The following is a 19165-nucleotide window of genomic DNA, read 5'->3' on the forward strand; positions in this document are numbered from 1 at the left end:
GAAGAATAGCTTCATTGAAACTGCTTTTTTCTACAGAAGGCTCCTTTTTAGACAGTATTGTGCCCAGTATAAATGAGTTGTATACTAAGGTCATATCAAGGAGGTAAGATCAATGAATGATTATATAAAAAAAATGACGACACATGTTTCTGTCAGAGATTTCAAAGATATTCCGTTGTCACCAGAAACCAGAAAAGCTTTATTGACTGCAGCGCGCAGTGCATCTTCTTCTCATTTTGTCCAAGCATTTTCAATTATAGAAATTACCGATAAAACGCTAAGGGAAGAGCTAGCTGACATTACTGGAAGTGCTCCGTATGTAAAAAATACAGGAACTTTTTATGTATTTGTCGCTGATTTATATAGACAATCAAGACTACTCATTGAAAACAATAAAAAATTAGACGGATTGACCAATATGGAGTCTTTGATTGTAAGCATTGTCGATACATCGATTGCAGCACAAAATATGGCTTTGGCTGCGGAGTCAATGGATCTAGGTATTTGTTACATCGGAGGAATTCGTAATGATGTCCGAAAAGTGTCCGAATTGTTGAAGTTGCCTAAGTATACTTTTCCATTATTTGGACTAACAGTCGGCGTTCCTGCTAGTAAAAATAAAGTTAAACCAAGATTATTAGAAAAAAATCAAATTAGCGAAAATTACTATCCTCATGAACAATTCGCTGATTTAAAAGAATATGAAAAAGTATCGAAGGAATATTATAGTTCTAGAGAAAGTAATCAAAAACAAACCTCTTGGTCAGAAAGCAATGTTGCCTTTTTTGAAGAAATTAGACGACCAGAAATTGCGGCCTTTTTGAAAGAACAGGGTTTTCAACTAAACTGATTATAAGAAAAAAGCCAAAATCAATTATTCAGCTTATAAACTAAAAACAGCAACCTTGATTTATCGAGGGTGCTGTTTTTGGCATTTTTTTGGTTCATATCTAAAGATTGCTAGGAAAACTTATCTAAATTTTCACTTTGTTTTTTGAAGGTCTCTTTTACTTTTTTACCGAATTCTCCTTTGACAGAATTTCCCATACTTTCAGAGACACTCGCCATATTTGTTTTCAGCGAAGTCAACTTGGTTTCTCCATCTTGTTTTGCTTTTTGTTGGTTCGTTTGTTTTTTCTGGGTCATGGATTGACCAACTGCTGAAGCGATCGCGGCTTTCTGTGCCTTCTTTTTAAGATCTTTTTTTACATCATCTAACATCAAGAATCACTCTCTTTCTTTGCTAATTCCTGATCAGATAATATACGAATCTCACGATAATAGGTCTCATCTAAGTCTTCTATCTCCCGTTCGATTTGCTTACGGTCATATTGTGCGGCTTCATAAACCTCATCTTTTAGCCTATCTAACTTATGTACAGCTTGTATAATAAATGCTTGATCTGGAACGTAGTCTTTTAAATAATAGTGTGTCATGTCTGCAACTTCTTCTAAATCACGTATTCCCTGGTCTCTTTGAAAAAGAATATCATCTTCTTTTTCTTCAAATTGACGTTTTTTCTTTAGATACTCTATTTTTAATCGCTCTTGCTGATCCAACTGAATACTCCTTTCTAGAAAAGTTGACTAGATAACTCTTTGTCACTTTGAACAAGTTTATCGATCCCCGCCTTGATTTCAGAAACAAGGCTATCAAAACTTTCACCTAATTGTTTAGCTTTCGCTATCTGTTCTTTATAGAAAGTCGTAGGTTCAGTTACGATACTGGACTCAGTTGCTCCAACCGAAGCCAGTGCTTCTGTGATTTCTGATTCATTCAATTCTGTTCCGATCGAACGTGCATGTTGAAGTCCTTCAGACCAAACCTGCATCGCCTCGATCATAGCCTCTTGATAGATCGTTATGACTTCAGACAAACCATCCTTCATGGTTTGTGAAGCAGTTGTTACAGCGAATAAAGCTTCACTGTTATCTAAATAAATTTCTTCATTTTTCGATAAACCGCCGCCGCTTTTCTTTAGTTTTTTTCTTAGGTTTTTCAATTCCTCAAGATCAGGGATCCGATAAGTACCATATAACTTTAAGTACTCTTTTACACGGGCTTTCGCTTCGGCATCATCACCTGTCCAAAATTTTCCATCACCATTTTTCTTTGCCCAGTTTTTAGCGGCTAGTTCTACTTGTGCTTTGGTCATACCAGGTGCAAAAATACCATCTTTCGCTAAACGATCTAGATTCAATGTATCTCCATCAAAGTATTTAGCTAGGGTGTTATGTTCACCAATTCCTGAAATAGATGAAACATTTCCATACTTGTGATCACGGCCTGACCAATCAGCCCAAGAATCATTTTGGTAACGCGTCAACAGGTCAGGATTATTTTTCAGCCATTTCAGTTGATCATCTGTGAGCGTTCCGAACTGATCACGTCCCCAATCATCAAAACTTGTTGTCTGAAAGCCCATTTCTTTCCCATGCTCGCCAGCCATTTTCATCATGTAGCCACCAGATTGGCTAAAGCCTGCAACATCGGTAATCGTTCCGTTGTGTTTGGCTACTTTGTCGTAGGTTTCTTTTAAGAACGCTTGTGCATCGTTGTATTCTCCAGAAAGCCCGCCTGTAAATGCACCTCCTGCCGTACCAAAGCCATTTGCTCCTGTTTCATTATGCATATTGGTACCAGCATAAACAACGGCTACATTATTATAATCAGGTTGCCCATTGACGATTGGTGCGATAGCCATTGCGTTTAGCTGGTTGTCTTTGTCGCTGGCGGCTTTGTTTAGGATTTGGTATTCAATGTCTTGATTTTGAATGACTAATGTTACTTTATCATCCTTTGTCTGAACAACATCTTTTGTTGTGTCAATTGCTTTAGCTAAAATCTCTGTTGTAATTTCTCTACTCATAGAAAACCTCCTCCTAATAATTTAATTCATGGATTTCTAGATTATAAATAACCTGAGCATTAGGGCTACCAATTGAAGATTTTTTGATATTATCAAGCTCTTGCTTTTCCTTTTGGTTCACATTTATCTTTTTATTATCTGGATCATCACTATATGAATAGATAGCATTATGAATCCCAGTTTTAACCATGGTATCCATATTACTTGGATTCATAGACTCTGATAAAACATATTTTTTCTGATTATCATCATATTCTGCCCTATCATTTAACCGAAGTCTCATTGTAAAATAATTATCTTTTGAAATGTATACATGAACATTGCTATTCACATAATTTCCAAGTATGGACGATCCAAAAATATCTGAATTACGCCATTCAACGCCAACACCTTGCCATTCGATTTTTTCAATTCCTTCATAGTTTTTGATTAAATAATCCGTTAAGTAGTTTTGTATCAGTTCAACCCCGTCTTGATAACTTTTCTCTACCGCTTTCTTATCCATATATTTTTTTCCTCCTATACATAAAACAATGAGTACGATCAGACCTAGTATTGTTGCTAAAATCCATTTCTTTTTCACTACTTCACCACCTAAATTAATGCTCTATTCTTATGTAAGAATAACAATATGGACAACATATAGCAATTTTTTTCGTACGTTTTCTTATTGGCTGCCTATGTAACTTATTTTCTTCTATCCTATTTATGTGCGTTTATTCTTACATAAACGACTATCTTTAATAAGTTAGCTCATGAATGTCTAGGTTATAAATAACTTGGGCATTTGGACTACCTTTACTACCTTTTTTCATTTTTTCAGAGTCTGTTTTATCAAGTTGATCTCCTCTTTTAAATTTTCCAACAGCATTTTCTAGACCTGTTTTGATAGTAGAATCTATATTAGTAGGATTCATGGAGTCTTCTAAAACGTACTTCTTCAACTCATTATTATATTCAGTTTTCTCAGCTAGAGTAAAATCTACAGTAAAAAATTTATCTGCTGAAACAAATACTTTAACATCGCTATCCACGTAGTTTCCAAGTATAGACGATCCAAAAACATCTGAACTACGCCATTCAACACCAACCCCTTGCCACTCGATTTTTTCAATTCCTTCATAGTTTGTAACTAAATAATTGGTTACATGATTTTGTACCAGTTCGATACCGTCTTGATAACTTTTCTCTACCGCTTTCCTATCCATATATTTTTTTCCTGCTACAAAAAAAGCGACAAGTAAAATGATTCCCAAAATAAATCCCAGTTTCTTTTTCAATTCTTCACCACCGAACTTAAGGATATTTTTTGATTAGGATTTGCCAGATTTATCCACTACTATACAGGCACTGACAACGGTTTATTAGAAAAAGACCAGAAGACAAACGCTCCTGATCTCTCAAAATTGTTTATAGTCCACGACCGATCGCAGAAGAAATGTTTTGATCTGTTTCTTCCATGATCTGGGCTACTTCATTTAATTGCTTGTTGATCTGTTCTAACAGTTCCGCAAACTCACTCACTTTTGGTTTTAAGGCTGTGAATTGATCATTAAAGCTATCAAATCCTGACCCTTCCCAGTTTCCTTGAATCGTGTCTTGCTCCGTTTGTAATTTTTGTAAAATGTCATTTACTTGGTTAGAACCGTCTGTATATTTTGTAGCAGATGTACGTAGTTCTTGTGGTGATAATTTAATACGATCTCCCGCCATGTGTGTTCTCTCCTTTACTTTTTGTTTATGGTTATTTCTCTATTAGTTTATCACAATAAGTAAATTGTTTTTATCAAAAAATTAGGTGGATAATGATATTTATGATAAAACAAGTCTTTTTGTTCGTTTTGCTTATCATTATATGACAAGGAATATTTCTACACGTTGTTAATTAGTATTCATTACAACTACTATCGGTCAGCTTTCTGAGATGTTGTTATACTGAATTTTTCGTCTTAAAGTTATAAATATTTTTTAAGTGGTGTATAAAATATTTTTATTGTGATATAATTTTTATTAAAAGAAAGGAATACCGATGAAAAAATTTTGTTTGATAGGGGTACTATTAGTATTGATGGCAGGTTGTTCAAAAGCTAGCAGTGTAGATAAAAATATCAAAAATGAAAAGGCATTCATTGCGTTGGGATTCAAGGAGATGAAACTATTGATCAAAAATAATACTGATGGTAATATCACGGTTTTTGACTCAGAAACTGAATTTTCAATAAAGAAAAACAAAAAATGGGTATTAGCTGATGAGACTCATGGTCTTACGGCCTTTACAACAAATATTTTGAGTGGTGAAGAGAATGAATTGGACTTAACGAATCGACTCTCACAGATTAAGGAAAAAGAAATAAAGGTAACGATTCATTATGAATATAAAAATAAGAAATATGAGACAAGTACAATATACTCAAAAATGAAGTAATAGTGAACTAGATAATTATATAATAGGAAGGAAGAAAAGTATGATTTACGAAGAAGTGTTTAGAAATAATATTATTGAAAATAGCAGTGTACCATTTGTTGCTGCAGAGGATGGTTTTTGGATCAACTCTGAGGGGAAAAATATTTCTATTAGTGACATGCCAACAAGATATCTAAAAAATTGTTTAAGAACATTGAATAATTCTAATTCATGGAATGAAGTGACGAGTCTAAAAAACTTTATGGATGGAAAGATTACTTCTGATAATAAGTCGGTTTTTGTTGAATATCTAGATACGCTTATAGAAAGTAAAACGAAAGAGGTTGAAACTGAATTAGAACGTAGATAGCTTTTATTTCGATAGGATCGTTTATTGATCAGTATTGAATAGAAGTGTAAATCTGATCGGGTAATTGTTCACTATGGATCACCTTTAATTTTAAAACAGACCCTATTAACTAAAGGGATCTGTTTTTTTATTTTTAGTGGATATATTTCCGATCACGTGGAGGAAGAGCTATTGAACTTCCGCTTCAATGATCGTTATATTCCCATCAAAATCTACTTTGTCGATGCCTTAACTTAGATTATCTTCATTGACTCAATTCACAATGTAATGATTTTCTTTTTTTTCTATGGAGACGATCTCTGCTTTCCCTACATCGTTTGAATTTGCTGCAATGACAAGCTCATTTATCTCAGAAGTTGGACTAGCTGAAAATGATGCGATTATGTAAGCATTGGTAAAAAAATTTGAAGATGTACCATTTTTTTGATAAATGAAATGAAAAAAAAAGTATCTGAAATTATAGTTGATTTCAGATACTTGATGTTATATTACATTTTAAAATTGTTAAGTAAATAAATTAATAGAAAAGGAGAAACAATGCAAAGTATGGATAACAAAGCTAAAAAGTATAAATATTTTTTTGAATAGAGTATAGATAAAATGATCGTTGTAATCACATAAATTATACCAATGGTAACATAAATAATTGTACCGTTACCAGAAAAATCATGATAACTAGCCTTAGTTATTATGCGTAATACGCTAAAAGAAATTAAAAAAGCAAGAACTCCCCAAACTATAATAAAAAAAGCTCTCAATATATTCATAGTGTAACTATCCTTTTCCATTCTTATTTTTAACTATATCGATTATGAACTATGCAGACCAGGTTCCAACATGAGCAGGTCTTGAATTAAAGTATGCTGGTAAATCATAAGGACTTACAATTAACGGTTGTTTCATACCTCCTACTTGAGCGGCAGCAGAAGAATACCAATAAGCTTGCCAAACTATTTTAGAACAATAAGTTGGATTCTTTGACCATATATTTGTATTTATCCCATATGAATAATTTTTTCCTCCACATAATTCAATTTTTATATCACTTTCAGATTCTTTTTCGTTTTTCCATTTAGACCACCAAACTAGTTCGTTTTCAGTCAAAATTTTTGTAAGACAAAGATACCATTCAGATATGTTATATTTTGTAGTTACTGTTTTAAAGGATTCTCTAATTTGTTGTTTTTGAGAGTCCTCAATCTTTTTTTAAAAAAATTTACACTGATATACCTGCTCAGGAGAAGGAAGGTCCCCTATCAATACATCTAAACCGCCGTCACCCTGAGAAGGCTTAACTGATTTTCCTTTTGGTCCGTACATTGCTTGAAATAGACTAACACATATTTTTTCGAAAATATCTCTAGCACCAGCTTCATCATATTTATCAATAAGATAGGTAAAATCACGTTCCATATAATCACCTCGTTCTTGATATCGTTATCATTGATATTGATTATTGTATCATATTATTCAACGATGATATATAACTAACTTTTTGTTAAATATGATTAGATTTTGTTTTTGGATATATTTTGTTCTAAATCATTAAAAATGTATTTAAATTATAATTTCGCTAGAATACTAATTAGGTGTTGGAGTGTATATTTATTTAGTCTTTTCTATACATTTGGCACTAAAAGATTAAGAAAATAATTTGATTATGCAATAAAAAGCAGAACTATCAAAAAACAACCCTTGTCAAGTGTTATCCTGACACGGGTTGTTGGCAGGGAAACATATCATTTTCAATGAAAATCAAACATTTCATAAGTTGAAAAACATTGATTTATCGTATTCCCCATCCTCATTATGTTGGCTCTTTACTCCCACTCAAAAAAAGAACAGTATGTTTTGAAGTATAAGTACTGATTTTAAAGTGTTTTGAGTATGTCCCAATAAAGTAGAATTTTATGAATTTCTTTGGGATACTATCATTTTGCTATCAACGTACATACATAATTATTGGTTATAGATACAACTAAGAAAGTGGCAAACAAAGATTTAGAGCTAGATGATATATAGGATTATACATATGATTTTTAAGAGATAAAGTATTGATGCGTGTAATTAATTTTAATCTAATCAAAAAATGATGGAAAACTACTAAATTAAAATACCTTACTTAGAAAGAAATTCTTAGTAAGGATTTTTTAATTATTTATGCGTATGAATAATATTGCTTTGTGCCTTATTTATTGATATTCTTAAATAAGAAATAGTTTAATTTTAGGTGGTGAAAATTTGAAAAGAAATTTGATTGTAGTAACAGGAATTATTATTCTGATTATTTTATTTATAGGAGGAAAAATGTATATGAATTCAAAAAAATTAGATGAAGAGATGATTGAAATCGTTTATAGTGATGAGGCAAAAAAAGTATTTGAGGATGGATTAAAGGATTTAGACCAGAATGCTTTAACTGATGAAGGTATAATTAAAACATATGAAATTGATAAGGAAAGTGTTAGACGTAATCCCATGGGAGGGATAAATGGGAGTATTTATGTTAACCGTGACAAAAGCCTTGAGATTCTTTTCAATCTGGATAAGAAAAATGAAAATGAATTTAAGAAAAATGTGGTTTCTGGATATTCTAATAATTTGAAATTGCTTCTAAAGGGAGAAAAATAAATGTTTGACACATATAGTGATGAAGAAAGGCTTGAGATTGCTAAGAAACAATATGATGATTGGAAACCTAATTATGATGTGACTCTTGAAAACAACAAAGTCATTGGGGTTGTATCTCAAGTAAATAATAAGTCAACTGGGGAACAATCATTTGTAATTACAGATAAATATGTTCCTCCAACTGCTTCTCTTGCAGAAAGAAATCAGGTTCAAGAAATTACGGTTCTTTATAGAGGCTCTACAGCCCCTTCGGTTGGTAATGTATTGAACCCATTCCATAAGGAGCATAGTGATGTAGTGAAGGACTGGATACACAATGATGTTCCTACCGCTGTTCAAATTTTAAATGGTGGCGCACCAGTAGTGACACCTCAATTGCAATCCTCTGCGAAAACGTTGCAAGAAGCCATGAACTTATATCCTAATGCTCAAGTCTATGTTTATGGTCATTCTTTGGGTTCTATGGATGCACAGTATGCTATTGCCAATGTAAACAAAAATGATATCAGCCGTATTAATGGTGGGTTCTTTTACCAAGGGCCGAATGTTTATTCTAATTTGACGCCAAAACAGCAAGATACAATCAATGCATTAAATAGTTTAGATAAATTATTTAACTATGTTGATTCAAAAGATATCGTACCAATTGGCTATGGTTTAGGCAAACCAACAGTTGGGCATTTAATAAGAGTAGATTCTAAAAAAGTTGGGTTTGTAGATCAACATATGTGGGGAGGATACCAGTTTGACAAGGATGGTAACATTCTCACAGACAAAGAAGGCAGTCTGCAATTAGCTAAATATGCAACAAATCAGCAATTGTCAGCTATCAATAATTTACGTAAGAATTTTATGAAGAGTGGCGGTGGTCTATCTTCATCAGAAGAAATTTTCTTAGATGCAGCAGAAGGCTTAGCAATCACTCAAGGAATGAAACAAACGATACAAGGAGAAATCAGAGATTTAAAAGCAATGTTTGATACAGCAATTGAGAACGCAAAAGAACTTTGGAAGAATACGCTTTCTGATGCAAGAGGGGTGGGATCAAAGCTGTCTGAGGCGGAAATACTTACAGCATTATCTAACGGTGGAGCAACAGAGGCAAAAATCGTAGTAGAGACTGTACAAGAATGTGAAGAATCATTAGCAGAAGCAACAAAGATAGAACAAGAATACGACCAGTTATTACAGCAAATCAATGAAGCAATAAAAAGTCAAGTAGAAACGGATCAACAATTGGCAAAACAAATAGGGAGTATGTATGGATAAACAGAAACAAGTATTGTTAAAAATGGAAAATTTAGAGGATGATTATCGCAGAAAAAATAAACAATTAAATGAAACGATGGAAGTAGTAGGGCAGGAAAAATGGATGTTTAATCGAGAACTGGAAGAACTTTCTGAACAAATGAGGTACATATTTCAAAGTAGAGAATACAATGATACACAAGGATTGCAACAGGTTTATCATTTAATTCGTTCTACCCAAGAAGAGGGAGAATGGACTGTGAAAAATGTATTGAAAAAGCTAGAAGATGAGCAGGAAGAACAACAATCTGCATATAAAAAACAAGTTTTGTCTTATGAAGAAACATTATATCAATTGAAAAAGGAAAGTGATGCATGAAATGTTAGATGCGCTTAAAGACGATTTATTAGAGGCACGTAAAAACTTAGAAAAAAGTTTGATTCAAACCTTTGTTGCTAGTCAAAGTCATGCAACTTCAGAAAATCGTAAGCAAATGTTGAAAATGATGAAACAAGAAAAGATAGATGGCATAAAAAGTAATTGCACAAGCTATGTTGATGGACTTTCTACCACTGCAAAAGGAAAATGGGTAACTCAAGCAAAACAAACATTTAAACAGACTACTAGTAAATTTGATAATTGCTAAGACAATCAGAACTGCTATCAATAAATAAAAGACACGCTACAAACCTAATGTTACGAAGGTTTGTAGCGTGTCTATATTCTATTCCCACTCAACAGTAGCCGGTGGCTTACTCGTAATATCATAAACAATGCGATTCACATGAGCCACTTCATTCACGATTCGCACAGAAATCTTCTGCAAGACATCCCAAGGAATTCTCGCAAAATCAGCCGTCATCCCATCGATCGAAGTCACTGCACGAATGCCCACAGTATAATCATACGTACGGCCATCACCCATCACACCCACACTACGGATGCCAGGTAACACAGTAAAGTACTACCAAATATCACGATCTAAACCAGTATTGGCAATCTCTTCACGTAAAATTGCATCAGAGCTACGGACGATTTCTAAATTATCTTCCGTAATTTAATAAAGTATACATAAAAAAGACTTGACACTTTCTTGTTTTTAGAATATTCTGAATTTATATTATGTAAGTTATGATTAACAAAATGAAAAATTAGTTATTAGTTTAAGATTACATTTAGAACGAACTTCAAGGAGGGAGGTTAGTTGAATATAAAAAAAATTTGCATAGTATTAATTACTGTTATCATAATTACTGTTGTTTATTTTATTTGGAATGCAAATCGACAAAAAGAAGTTGCGCGAAATGAATTACCTCCATTACAAATTCAAGGAGTAGTTCAAGAAAAAGGAAATAATGAGTTCTCCATTAAGCTGTTGGAAGACGTAGAAAATTTAAAGAAAGGTACATCTGTTATAGTTAAATTTTCTGATGACGTTTTTGATGAATCAAATGCAGTGCTAAATGATTCGGAGATTCGTTTTTATATTGATAGTCTTAGAATAGGAGAACATGTTACGATTTTTTATCCGATGGATAGAATCAGCAATAAAAAGCAAATAGAAATTGGCAGAATTTCAAATATAATCAGAGGGAGTGTTAAAGATGAAAATGAAAAATAAGGGATTAACGTTGTTGGTAGCTGGGTTAATGGGTATTTGTTCGCTCATGGGAACTGGATACGCCGAAGCAAGTGAATTTCAAGAGTTTTTAAATGAAGATACAACTGAGAAATATTCTGATGAAGTAATTTCAGAGCAAGATGTTAAAAATTCTACATTACTTAATTTTGAAAATAAAGAAGCCTATGCAAAAATTGCACTCGAATTTTCTAATAGTACGGATGTAGGGAAAAATTTTAAGATTTCAGAGATGATTCCTATTTATGATGGCGACAAAAATTTTATTGGGTATGATTGTCGGATGCAGATAGATAATAAAGACCATGGATATGTAATAGTAGATAATCGATTGAAAGAAGATTATATATCGGAATTTAATTTAAACGAAAATGCTACTAGTTTATTTAATAATCTGGTTGAAGTAATAGATGAGGAAACGGATGTCAATACGAATAATGTTTCAGTTGAAGAGAAAGTTATCATTTCAAATGAAGCTACCGTGTACAGTGTAAATATTGAAAATGTTGTTGCTAGTACAGCTACGGGTATAGAAGATCCAGAGAGTTTTATTGAAGAGTTGGAAAATCAAGATGCTAGCTATAGTAATCAAGCTTCTTATGGACATTCAGAAGATGCTATGACAAGTTATCCTTCTAATTCGGGATATTCTTATGTTGAATCATTTGGAGTTGGAGCATTTATCCCTATGTTACAAGGTGATGCTGAAGCCCACTCAGGTAAGTTTGCATGTTCAGTCACAGCGATGAGTATTATCGCAGAGAAGCTGGGTATCTCAAGAGGAGCAACATACGATCCTAAAACGATTAATGCAACTTACAACAAACTTTGGAAAGATTCAGGGACAACAACTTATAAGACTGCAACTAAATACGGTAAAACGATTTCCTATGGATCGACATATGATAATAAACTTATTCCGGCAATGAATAGTTTAGCTAGATCAAAAGGTAAAACTGTAAATTCTGCTCAAATTCAGAAACCTGTCTTTTCTCAAATGAAATCTTATTTGCGAAATAATAGAAATTTTATTTTTGGGTATAGTGTTGTAAAAGGGTCAGGTCATTCAGTTGTCGTACAAGGGTATCATATTGGTAAGAAGACCACAGTTAATTCAAACTTCCTAATAATTGCAGATGGTTGGACTATGGGGGCAAGATATATTAACTTTACAGCCCATGGAGGGAATATGAGTAATACTTGCATGACAGCATTTTGGTAGGATGAAAAATAAATTATTTGTTTAATCTATATTGTTATGAATAAAAAAACAGAATTCTGTATTAATCAGAATTCTGCTTTTTTTATTTATTCCCACTCAACAGTAGCCGGTGGCTTACTCGTAATATCATAAACAATGCGATTCACATGAGCCACTTCATTCACGATTCGCACAGAAATCTTCTGCAAGACATCCCAAGGAATTCTCGCAAAATCAGCTGTCATCCCATCAATCGAAGTCACTGCACGAATGCCCACAGTATAATCATACGTACGGCCATCACCCATCACACCCACACTACGGATGCCAGGTAACACAGTAAAGTACTGCCAAATATCACGATCTAAACCAGCATTGGCGATCTCTTCACGTAAAATTGCATCAGAATCACGCACGATTTCTAATTTTTCTTCGGTAATTTCACCAAGCACACGAATCCCTAAACCAGGACCAGGGAATGGTTGGCGCCAAACAAGTGCTTCCGGCATGCCTAATTCGATTCCTAATGCACGAACTTCATCTTTAAATAACGTATTCAACGGTTCGATCAATTCAAATTGCATATCTTCCGGCAATCCGCCCACGTTATGGTGAGATTTGATCGTTTGCGCTGTTTCAGTGCCGCTTTCTACGATATCTGTATAAAGGGTACCTTGTGCTAAGAAGTCAATACCGTCAAGTTTTGTTGCTTCATCATCGAAGACATAAACAAATTCATTTCCAATGATTTTACGTTTTTCTTCTGGGTCAGATACGCCAGTTAATTTATCTAAGAAACGTTTTTTCGCATCTACTTTAATAATGTTCAAGCCAAATTTACCAGCTAAACTATCCATTACTTGTTCTGCTTCGCCTTTACGTAATAAACCATGATCCACAAAGATACATGTCAATTGATCGCCGATGGCTTTTTGTAAAAGTACACCAACAACGCTTGAATCCACGCCACCTGAAAGGCCAAGAAGGACTTTTTTATCGCCGACTTGTTCGCGGATTTTGTTGATTTCCATTTCGATAAAGTTGCCCATTGTCCAGTCGCCTTCACAATGACAAATATCAAAGGTAAAGTGACGCAATAAATCGTTCCCATATTCAGAATGACGAACTTCTGGGTGGAACTGCACACCGTAAAGATTACGAGCTGTATCTTGCACTGCTGCAAACGGACAATCTGAACTAGTTGCAACTGTTTCAAAGCTATCAGGAATAGCGGCAACTAAGTCGCCATGACTCATCCAAGCGATTTGTTTTTCAGGTGTTTCTTTGAAGATCGGTGAATCAGGAATCAAAAGTGATAGCTCTGACTTACCGTATTCACGGTTGCCGGCAGGTTCAACTTTTCCACCTAGATTATGCATCATCAATTGCATACCGTAGCAAATCCCTAAAATTGGAATCCCCAGCTCATAAATTTCAGGATCAATCTGGAAGGCATTTTCGTCATACACACTATTAGGTCCGCCAGAGAAAATAATTCCTTTAGGAGCCATTTCGCGAATTTCATCCGCTGTGATTCGGTGGCTCAAAAGTTCTGAGAACACGCCAAACTCACGAATACGTCGAGTAATCAATTGGTTATACTGACTACCAAAGTCTAAAACAATAATTTTTTCGACAGTTGTCAAATCGGCAACATTGGTCACATTTATTACCCCTATCCATTTAGATTTATCTAAAAAGAGGTTGTAAAAAAAGCGTTTAGGTTCGAGCAAAAAAGGAACAACACGCAAATGCTGCGTCTTGTACTTTTCAACATCAAATCGCTAGGCTCTTTGTGTTTCAAAGCAAGAAACCTGCTCTTTTTACACCATTTATGGAGAATTTTCCACTAGGAAAATTCTGACCCCTTTAGAATCAAGTTAAGTATTGCTTTGTGATCTAGCTCCATGAAGCAATCCGCAAGGAAAATAGATAATCTTCAACTGGAACAAAAAGCATTCCACTTTCAGATTCCTAATTTTCATGAGGATTAAACGCTTCATTCCACTTTTCTTAGTACTTCCGCATAAAGATCTTATCAATGATATGATTTTCAGTCTTATGAAGTATAATATCCGCTCTGCCTCGTGTTGGCAAGATATATTCCTCCAAGTTTTTCAAATTGACATTTTTCCAGACTTCCTTCGCCATCGCAAAGGCTTCGTCACGGTCACCGATCGCATATTGATAATAGTAATTATCCGGTTCAAGAAAGGCTGTATCTAGTAAAGCGCCGAAGCGTTCTAAGTACCACTTTTCGATCAGTTTCGGATCAGCATCGATAAAGACTGAAAAGTCAAAGAAGTCGCTGACATAGATTTGTTGATTGGCTGGCAGTTGAAGCGTGTTGATTCCTTCAACGATCAAAATATCCGGCTGCTGGATCACTTCATACTCGCCTTCTATAATATCATAGACACTATGAGAGTAGAGCGGTGCTTTGATTTCATCCTGTCCGTTTTTGACTTGGTTCAAAAAATCGATCAGCTTTTCCATATCGTAGCTTTCAGGAAAACCTTTACGGTCCATGATGCCTTTTTCCTCAAGGACTTTATTCGGATACAAAAAGCCATCCGTTGTGATCAGCTGGACATTGCGGCGTTTGAAGGTTCTAGCTAAAATCGTCTGTAAGAGACGTGCCGTGGTACTTTTCCCGACAGCTACGCTTCCTGCAATGCCGATGATAAATGGCGGAACAGGGACATACTCATGCAAAAACAACCCTTTGCTGACAGTCAAAGACTCGAATTCCTTCATATATAAATGAATCAAATGCGTCAATGGGACATAAATATCCTGCACGTCCTGCAGTGAGATCTGGTCATTGAAGCCTTTGATGTTTTCTAGTTCTTCTTCTGTCAATGGTGCTTTACCATTATGATAGAAGCCTTGCCATTCCTCTCTGGAAATGGGGTAGTAATTCATTTTATCGTCCATAATTCCTCCACCAAAGCCAACATTTTAACGCAAGAACCGATTTATTCGCTTTTCTAGCAGAAAAGGGCTCTTTCCGTCTTATTTTAACACAATTTATCTAGACCTAACACCATTAATGAGAGAAATCTTTACTTCGCCAAAAGTAACTGTTCAGTGGTATGATAAATAGAGAAAAAAGTCTTGGAAGGAGACTGAGAAATGAAAAAATTAGTTCTATTTGGTGATAGTATCACAGCAGGCTACGGAGAAGAGGCGATCACGCCGATTTTACAAAATTTGATCACGGAGGATCTAGCGGCACAGCAGTTAGAAGATATCCAGATCGTCAACGCAGGATTTCCAGGAAATACAACTGAGGATGCGATGAAACGTTTAGAAAAAGACGTACTGGCTGAGCAGCCTGATATAGTCACTATTTTCTTTGGCGCTAATGATACGAATAGTGATAATTTGGTACCGTTAGAAAAGTATGCGGAAAATATTGAAACGATGGTCCAAAAAATTGGTGCAGAAAAAGTAATTTTATTAACACCGCCTTATGTGGATTGCGGCCGCAAACCAACGAGAGATGATGACCGGATTCGGACATATGTGGAACGAGTAAAAGTCATTGGAGAAAAATATCAGCTTCCTGTGATCGACATGTATCAAGCAATGGTCGTTTACCCTGGTACAGATGAGTTTTTACAAGCAGATGGGCTGCATTTTTCTAGAACAGGCTACGACTTTTTAGCTGCCTTGATTGTTCGGGAAATAAAAGGTAGACTGATGACAAAAGAAAATAGTTAGGAAGAAGAAAATGGCGAATCATTATTATACAGAAAACCCGGATCTTGCTCATGATCTAGAGCAGTGGTCTTTTGAATTAAGAGGAAAGAAATTTCAGTTTTTGACAGACAGCGGCGTTTTTTCCCGCAATACCGTTGACTTTGGTTCTCGGGTATTGATCGATGCGTTTGATTGGGAAGAATTGCCAGAAGGTCGTTTGCTGGATGTTGGCTGCGGCTATGGACCGATCGGGTTGACCCTTGCTTCGTTGAGCGGAAGAATGGTCGAAATGATCGATGTCAATCAACGAGCCGTTGCATTGGCACAAGAAAATGCTAAGAAAAATCAGGTGGAAAATGTAGATATTCACCCATCGAACATTTATGCGGATCTGCACGAAAAACAGTACGCTGCGATCATTAGCAATCCACCGATCCGAGCAGGAAAAAAAGTCGTTCATGAGATTTTGAGCGAAGCGCATCCGCTCCTTGTCACAGGCGGTACGCTGACTGTCGTGGTCCAGAAAAAACAAGGTGCACCCAGTGCTGAAAAGAAAATGCTGGATGTATTCGGGAACGTAGAAATCGTGACAAAGGATAAAGGGTATTATATTTTGAAAAGTGTCAAAGAATAATCTAATCGACATGTAAAGGCAGGCGATCAATGGTCTGTCTTTTTTTTGCAATCAAAAAAGACGTCTGCTGCGACTATCTTTTTATGCCCCATTCCTCTAAAATAAACCTATAAGATCAAAAGACAGGAGTGCGTTTCAATGGTGACGATCAAAGATGTAGCAAAAAGAGCTGGCGTATCTGTCGCGAGCGTTTCCAGATATATCAATAAAAATGGTTATGTAAGAAGTGAAACAGGAGAAAAAATCGCTGAAGCGATCGAAGAATTGAATTATGTCCCAAATGAAGTAGCTCGCTCCTTATTTCAGAAAAAATCAAAAATCATCGGTGTACTTTTACCGGATATTGCCAATCCTTATTTTCCGCTTTTAGCTAAAGGAATCGAGGAGACTTTGATCAAAAATGGCTATATGATGCTCTTGGCAAATACCTCAGATTCAGAAGAACAGCTGCAGCAGTATATTACGACATTCATTCAAAATAACGTAAGTGGGATCATTACGGCATTGCCGATTGATCCGATCGAAGGGATCTCTGTAGTTGGGATCGACCGTGTCTATGAAGGGAACTTTACAAAAGTACTGCCGGATGACTACTTGGGCGGACAAATTATTGGGACAGAGATTTTAAAGACAGCATTCAAAAAGCTATTGATCATTACTGGTAGTTTATCTTTTGAAAGTGCTAGAAAACGATTAAAGGGCTTGACGGATACCTTGGAAGCAGAAAAGCTTTTCTATGAAGTGTTTGAAACGAGTTCGTTCAATGTGGATGAGGTCGATAAAATTTCAGAGACGTTTTTTGAAAAGTATCAAGGCGTTGATACGGTGATCGCTTCAAATGATTATCTTGCACTGAAGATCATGCAAAAAGCACAGCAAAGAGGATTGAACATCCCAGAAGATCTACAAATCATGGGGTATGACGGGATTCCTTTTGCTGATATGACCTACCCAAAATTAACGACGATCAAGCAGCCGGTTTATGATATTGGGGAGACGGCAGCGATGTTGATGGTCGATCTTTTAACAAGTGAAGAGCAGCGAAAGAGTGAAACAATTTTACCAGTCTCACTACAAAAAGGAGAAAGTTTACGATGAAAGGGTTTACATTTTCGTCGAAAGATGTTAATGTATGGTTATAGGTAACCGGTTACACATTCTGGATGGAGATGAGAAAATGAAGAAAGTAGCAGTAATAGGTAGTATATCAATGGATTTTGTCGTAACAACCAATATAATCCCGAACCAAGGCGAAACAGTTGTTGGTGAGGCATTTCAGACATTTTTTGGCGGTAAAGGAGCGAATCAGGCGATCGCATTAAGTCGATCAGAACTAGATGTATTTATGCTAGGAGCTGTTGGTAACGATTCTTTTGGACGGTCGCTGATCGATAATTTGAAAAACAACGGTATCAACACAGAGATGATCCAAACCCATGATAATGTTGAGAGCGGCTCAGCGCATATTCAAATCAAGGATGGTGATAATCGAATCATTATCGTACCAAGTGCAAATGATTTGATTTCAGTCGAGGTCGTTCAATCTTATCGTGAAAAACTAGAACAAATGGATATGGTCGTCTTGCAAAATGAAATGCCGATGGAAACGATCGAATATTTGATCGAGTTTTGCTCTGAGCGTCAGATCGCTGTGTTGTACAATCCAGCGCCGGCAAAAGAAATTTCTGAAAGATACTTGGATAAAGTCACATATTTAACTCCGAATGAACATGAGGCATTGTTATTATTTCCAAATCAAAGTCAAGAAGAAATGCTCCGCAATTATCCGAACAAGCTGGTCATCACCCTTGGGGATCAAGGTGCTGTCTTCTTTGATGGAGAAAAACAAATCACTGTTCCAGCTAAAAAGGTAGACACTGTTGTGGACACGACCGGAGCTGGAGATACATTTAATGGCTATTTCGTTAAAGGAATTTTAGAAGGCTTATCGATCGAAAAAAGTTTAGCACTTGGAAATGCCGCATCAGCGATCGCGATTCAAACAAAAGGCGCGCAGAGCGGGATTCCAGCATATGAGAAGGTGGCGGCAACTGTATGAAAAAACGTGGGATTTTAAATTCAGAGATCGCAAAAGTCGTTGACGATCTAAGACATACAGACCGAATCATCATTGGTGATTGCGGCTTGCCTGTACCGGATCATATCAAAGAAATCGATATTTCCTTGAAACAAGGTACCCCCTCTTTTTACTCCGTTTTAGAGCTGATTTTAGCAGAAGTTGCGGTAGAAAAGGCAATAGTAGCGAGTGAAATTAAGGAAAATAATACTGAACTTCATGAAAAAATAAAAGGCGCTCTTCCTTCTATTGCGTATGTTTCTCATGAAGAGTTTAAACAATTGAGCAATGATGTGAAGGTGATCATCCGTACGGGAGAAGATACACCGTATGCAAATGTGATTTTACAGTCCGCTGTAATCTTTTAGAAAGTGAGAGGAGCAGTC

At 35.6% G+C, this 19165-nt stretch carries 23 protein-coding genes and 1 pseudogene; 14 read left to right on the forward strand and 10 right to left on the reverse strand.

Going from position 1 to position 19165, the window contains the following annotated elements; all coding sequences use genetic code 11:
* Positions 1 to 112 precede the first annotated feature (112 nt).
* A complete protein-coding gene (nfsA, locus tag A5889_RS11065; RefSeq protein WP_087641951.1) occupies positions 113 to 850 on the forward strand; it encodes an oxygen-insensitive NADPH nitroreductase in 738 nt (245 codons plus the stop codon).
* Between the two features lie 110 nt (positions 851 to 960).
* Here the strand turns inward: nfsA and A5889_RS11070 are convergent, their stop codons facing one another.
* The 6 genes from A5889_RS11070 to A5889_RS11095 all read right to left on the reverse strand — a co-directional run bounded on the left by A5889_RS11070 (position 961) and on the right by A5889_RS11095 (position 4582).
* Positions 961 to 1221, reverse strand: coding sequence for a hypothetical protein (locus A5889_RS11070; protein ID WP_087641952.1), 261 nt, complete (start codon positions 1219 to 1221; stop codon positions 961 to 963).
* Positions 1221 to 1559 (reverse strand): hypothetical protein, encoded by a 339-nt coding sequence (locus A5889_RS11075; protein WP_087641953.1) that lies wholly within the window; start codon positions 1557 to 1559, stop codon positions 1221 to 1223. The genes A5889_RS11070 and A5889_RS11075 overlap by 1 nt, the downstream gene beginning before the upstream one ends.
* Positions 1560 to 1573: 14 nt before the next feature.
* A complete protein-coding gene (locus A5889_RS11080) occupies positions 1574 to 2869 on the reverse strand; it encodes a hypothetical protein (RefSeq protein WP_242585415.1) in 1296 nt (431 codons plus the stop codon).
* Between the two features lie 13 nt (positions 2870 to 2882).
* Positions 2883 to 3452: a hypothetical protein gene (locus A5889_RS11085; RefSeq protein ID WP_207114602.1), complete on the reverse strand. Its 570-nt coding sequence runs from the start codon at positions 3450 to 3452 to the stop codon at positions 2883 to 2885.
* Positions 3453 to 3609: 157 nt separating this feature from the next.
* Entirely contained in the window at positions 3610 to 4149 is a 540-nt protein-coding gene (locus tag A5889_RS11090; RefSeq protein ID WP_207114603.1) for a hypothetical protein, read from the reverse strand.
* A gap of 130 nt (positions 4150 to 4279) precedes the next feature.
* On the reverse strand, positions 4280 to 4582 hold the full coding sequence (locus A5889_RS11095) for a WXG100 family type VII secretion target (protein WP_088270133.1): 303 nt from the start codon (positions 4580 to 4582) through the stop codon (positions 4280 to 4282).
* 316 nt (positions 4583 to 4898) lie between these two features.
* Here A5889_RS11095 and A5889_RS11100 point away from each other — a divergent pair, with 316 nt between their 5' ends.
* Positions 4899 to 5294 (forward strand): hypothetical protein, encoded by a 396-nt coding sequence (locus tag A5889_RS11100; protein ID WP_087641954.1) that lies wholly within the window; start codon positions 4899 to 4901, stop codon positions 5292 to 5294.
* 40 nt (positions 5295 to 5334) lie between these two features.
* Positions 5335 to 5643 carry a hypothetical protein gene (locus A5889_RS11105; RefSeq protein ID WP_087641955.1) on the forward strand — a complete coding sequence of 103 codons (309 nt, stop codon included), beginning with the start codon at positions 5335 to 5337 and terminating at the stop codon, positions 5641 to 5643.
* A 1206-nt stretch (positions 5644 to 6849) separates the two neighbouring features.
* Here A5889_RS11105 and A5889_RS11110 read toward each other — a convergent pair.
* Entirely contained in the window at positions 6850 to 7056 is a 207-nt protein-coding gene (locus tag A5889_RS11110) for a hypothetical protein (protein ID WP_176372890.1), read from the reverse strand.
* Positions 7057 to 7884: 828 nt separating this feature from the next.
* Between A5889_RS11110 and A5889_RS11115 the strand changes: the two genes are divergently transcribed.
* Genes A5889_RS11115 through A5889_RS11130 form a run of 4 tightly spaced genes read left to right on the forward strand, consistent with a single transcriptional unit; the run spans position 7885 to position 10169 of the window.
* Entirely contained in the window at positions 7885 to 8274 is a 390-nt protein-coding gene (locus A5889_RS11115; RefSeq protein ID WP_087641957.1) for a DUF1310 family protein, read from the forward strand.
* Positions 8275 to 9543 (forward strand): lipase family protein, encoded by a 1269-nt coding sequence (locus tag A5889_RS11120; protein ID WP_087641958.1) that lies wholly within the window; start codon positions 8275 to 8277, stop codon positions 9541 to 9543.
* Entirely contained in the window at positions 9536 to 9901 is a 366-nt protein-coding gene (locus A5889_RS11125; protein WP_087641959.1) for a hypothetical protein, read from the forward strand. The genes A5889_RS11120 and A5889_RS11125 overlap by 8 nt, the downstream gene beginning before the upstream one ends.
* Entirely contained in the window at positions 9894 to 10169 is a 276-nt protein-coding gene (locus A5889_RS11130; protein WP_242585417.1) for a hypothetical protein, read from the forward strand. Before A5889_RS11125 ends, A5889_RS11130 begins: the two co-directional genes overlap by 8 nt.
* A gap of 78 nt (positions 10170 to 10247) precedes the next feature.
* Here A5889_RS11130 and A5889_RS11135 read toward each other — a convergent pair.
* Positions 10248 to 10580 (reverse strand): annotated as a pseudogene (locus A5889_RS11135) (GMP synthase (glutamine-hydrolyzing)); the annotation flags it as partial.
* A gap of 147 nt (positions 10581 to 10727) precedes the next feature.
* Between A5889_RS11135 and A5889_RS11140 the strand changes: the two are divergent.
* The gene (locus tag A5889_RS11140) at positions 10728 to 11144 is read left to right on the forward strand and encodes a hypothetical protein (RefSeq protein ID WP_087641960.1); all 417 of its coding nucleotides are present in this window, start codon (positions 10728 to 10730) and stop codon (positions 11142 to 11144) included.
* Positions 11128 to 12384, forward strand: coding sequence for a hypothetical protein (locus tag A5889_RS11145; RefSeq protein ID WP_087641961.1), 1257 nt, complete (start codon positions 11128 to 11130; stop codon positions 12382 to 12384). Before A5889_RS11140 ends, A5889_RS11145 begins: the two co-directional genes overlap by 17 nt.
* A gap of 86 nt (positions 12385 to 12470) precedes the next feature.
* Here the strand turns inward: A5889_RS11145 and guaA are convergent, their stop codons facing one another.
* Positions 12471 to 14027: a glutamine-hydrolyzing GMP synthase gene (gene guaA, locus A5889_RS11150; protein WP_087641962.1), complete on the reverse strand. Its 1557-nt coding sequence runs from the start codon at positions 14025 to 14027 to the stop codon at positions 12471 to 12473.
* 349 nt (positions 14028 to 14376) lie between these two features.
* The gene (gene coaA, locus A5889_RS11155) at positions 14377 to 15300 is read right to left on the reverse strand and encodes a type I pantothenate kinase (RefSeq protein WP_087641963.1); all 924 of its coding nucleotides are present in this window, start codon (positions 15298 to 15300) and stop codon (positions 14377 to 14379) included.
* Between the two features lie 198 nt (positions 15301 to 15498).
* On the opposite strand from coaA, the gene A5889_RS11160 reads away from it, so the two are divergent.
* The 5 genes from A5889_RS11160 (at position 15499) to rbsD (ending at position 19147) form a co-directional block, all read left to right on the forward strand.
* Positions 15499 to 16089 (forward strand): SGNH/GDSL hydrolase family protein, encoded by a 591-nt coding sequence (locus tag A5889_RS11160; protein WP_087641964.1) that lies wholly within the window; start codon positions 15499 to 15501, stop codon positions 16087 to 16089.
* 10 nt (positions 16090 to 16099) lie between these two features.
* Positions 16100 to 16702: a class I SAM-dependent methyltransferase gene (locus tag A5889_RS11165; protein WP_087641965.1), complete on the forward strand. Its 603-nt coding sequence runs from the start codon at positions 16100 to 16102 to the stop codon at positions 16700 to 16702.
* A gap of 138 nt (positions 16703 to 16840) precedes the next feature.
* Positions 16841 to 17800 (forward strand): LacI family DNA-binding transcriptional regulator, encoded by a 960-nt coding sequence (locus A5889_RS11170; protein WP_087641966.1) that lies wholly within the window; start codon positions 16841 to 16843, stop codon positions 17798 to 17800.
* Positions 17801 to 17879: 79 nt separating this feature from the next.
* Positions 17880 to 18761, forward strand: coding sequence for a ribokinase (gene rbsK, locus A5889_RS11175; RefSeq protein ID WP_207114604.1), 882 nt, complete (start codon positions 17880 to 17882; stop codon positions 18759 to 18761).
* Positions 18758 to 19147 carry a D-ribose pyranase gene (gene rbsD, locus A5889_RS11180; protein WP_087641968.1) on the forward strand — a complete coding sequence of 130 codons (390 nt, stop codon included), beginning with the start codon at positions 18758 to 18760 and terminating at the stop codon, positions 19145 to 19147. Before rbsK ends, rbsD begins: the two co-directional genes overlap by 4 nt.
* The last annotated feature ends 18 nt before the right edge of the window (positions 19148 to 19165 follow it).

This window comes from Enterococcus sp. 9D6_DIV0238 (assembly GCF_002174455.2).
Lineage (GTDB): Bacteria > Bacillota > Bacilli > Lactobacillales > Enterococcaceae > Enterococcus_L > Enterococcus_L dunnyi.

Excerpts from the sequence above, each read along its gene's own strand:
- A5889_RS11120 (WP_087641958.1), top strand. The coding sequence starts at position 8,275 with ATGTTTGACACATATAGTGATGAAGAAAGGCTTGAGATTGCTAAGAAA.
- A5889_RS11110 (WP_176372890.1), bottom strand. The coding sequence starts at position 7,056 with ATGGAACGTGATTTTACCTATCTTATTGATAAATATGATGAAGCTGGT.
- A5889_RS11070 (WP_087641952.1), bottom strand. The coding sequence starts at position 1,221 with ATGTTAGATGATGTAAAAAAAGATCTTAAAAAGAAGGCACAGAAAGCC.
- A5889_RS11170 (WP_087641966.1), top strand. The coding sequence starts at position 16,841 with ATGGTGACGATCAAAGATGTAGCAAAAAGAGCTGGCGTATCTGTCGCG.
- A5889_RS11100 (WP_087641954.1), top strand. The coding sequence starts at position 4,899 with ATGAAAAAATTTTGTTTGATAGGGGTACTATTAGTATTGATGGCAGGT.
- A5889_RS11080 (WP_242585415.1), bottom strand. The coding sequence starts at position 2,869 with ATGAGTAGAGAAATTACAACAGAGATTTTAGCTAAAGCAATTGACACA.
- A5889_RS11095 (WP_088270133.1), bottom strand. The coding sequence starts at position 4,582 with ATGGCGGGAGATCGTATTAAATTATCACCACAAGAACTACGTACATCT.
- nfsA (WP_087641951.1), top strand. The coding sequence starts at position 113 with ATGAATGATTATATAAAAAAAATGACGACACATGTTTCTGTCAGAGAT.
- A5889_RS11145 (WP_087641961.1), top strand. The coding sequence starts at position 11,128 with ATGAAAATGAAAAATAAGGGATTAACGTTGTTGGTAGCTGGGTTAATG.
- A5889_RS11125 (WP_087641959.1), top strand. The coding sequence starts at position 9,536 with ATGGATAAACAGAAACAAGTATTGTTAAAAATGGAAAATTTAGAGGAT.
- A5889_RS11130 (WP_242585417.1), top strand. The coding sequence starts at position 9,894 with ATGCATGAAATGTTAGATGCGCTTAAAGACGATTTATTAGAGGCACGT.
- A5889_RS11165 (WP_087641965.1), top strand. The coding sequence starts at position 16,100 with ATGGCGAATCATTATTATACAGAAAACCCGGATCTTGCTCATGATCTA.
- coaA (WP_087641963.1), bottom strand. The coding sequence starts at position 15,300 with ATGGACGATAAAATGAATTACTACCCCATTTCCAGAGAGGAATGGCAA.
- A5889_RS11160 (WP_087641964.1), top strand. The coding sequence starts at position 15,499 with ATGAAAAAATTAGTTCTATTTGGTGATAGTATCACAGCAGGCTACGGA.
- A5889_RS11105 (WP_087641955.1), top strand. The coding sequence starts at position 5,335 with ATGATTTACGAAGAAGTGTTTAGAAATAATATTATTGAAAATAGCAGT.
- rbsK (WP_207114604.1), top strand. The coding sequence starts at position 17,880 with ATGAAGAAAGTAGCAGTAATAGGTAGTATATCAATGGATTTTGTCGTA.
- rbsD (WP_087641968.1), top strand. The coding sequence starts at position 18,758 with ATGAAAAAACGTGGGATTTTAAATTCAGAGATCGCAAAAGTCGTTGAC.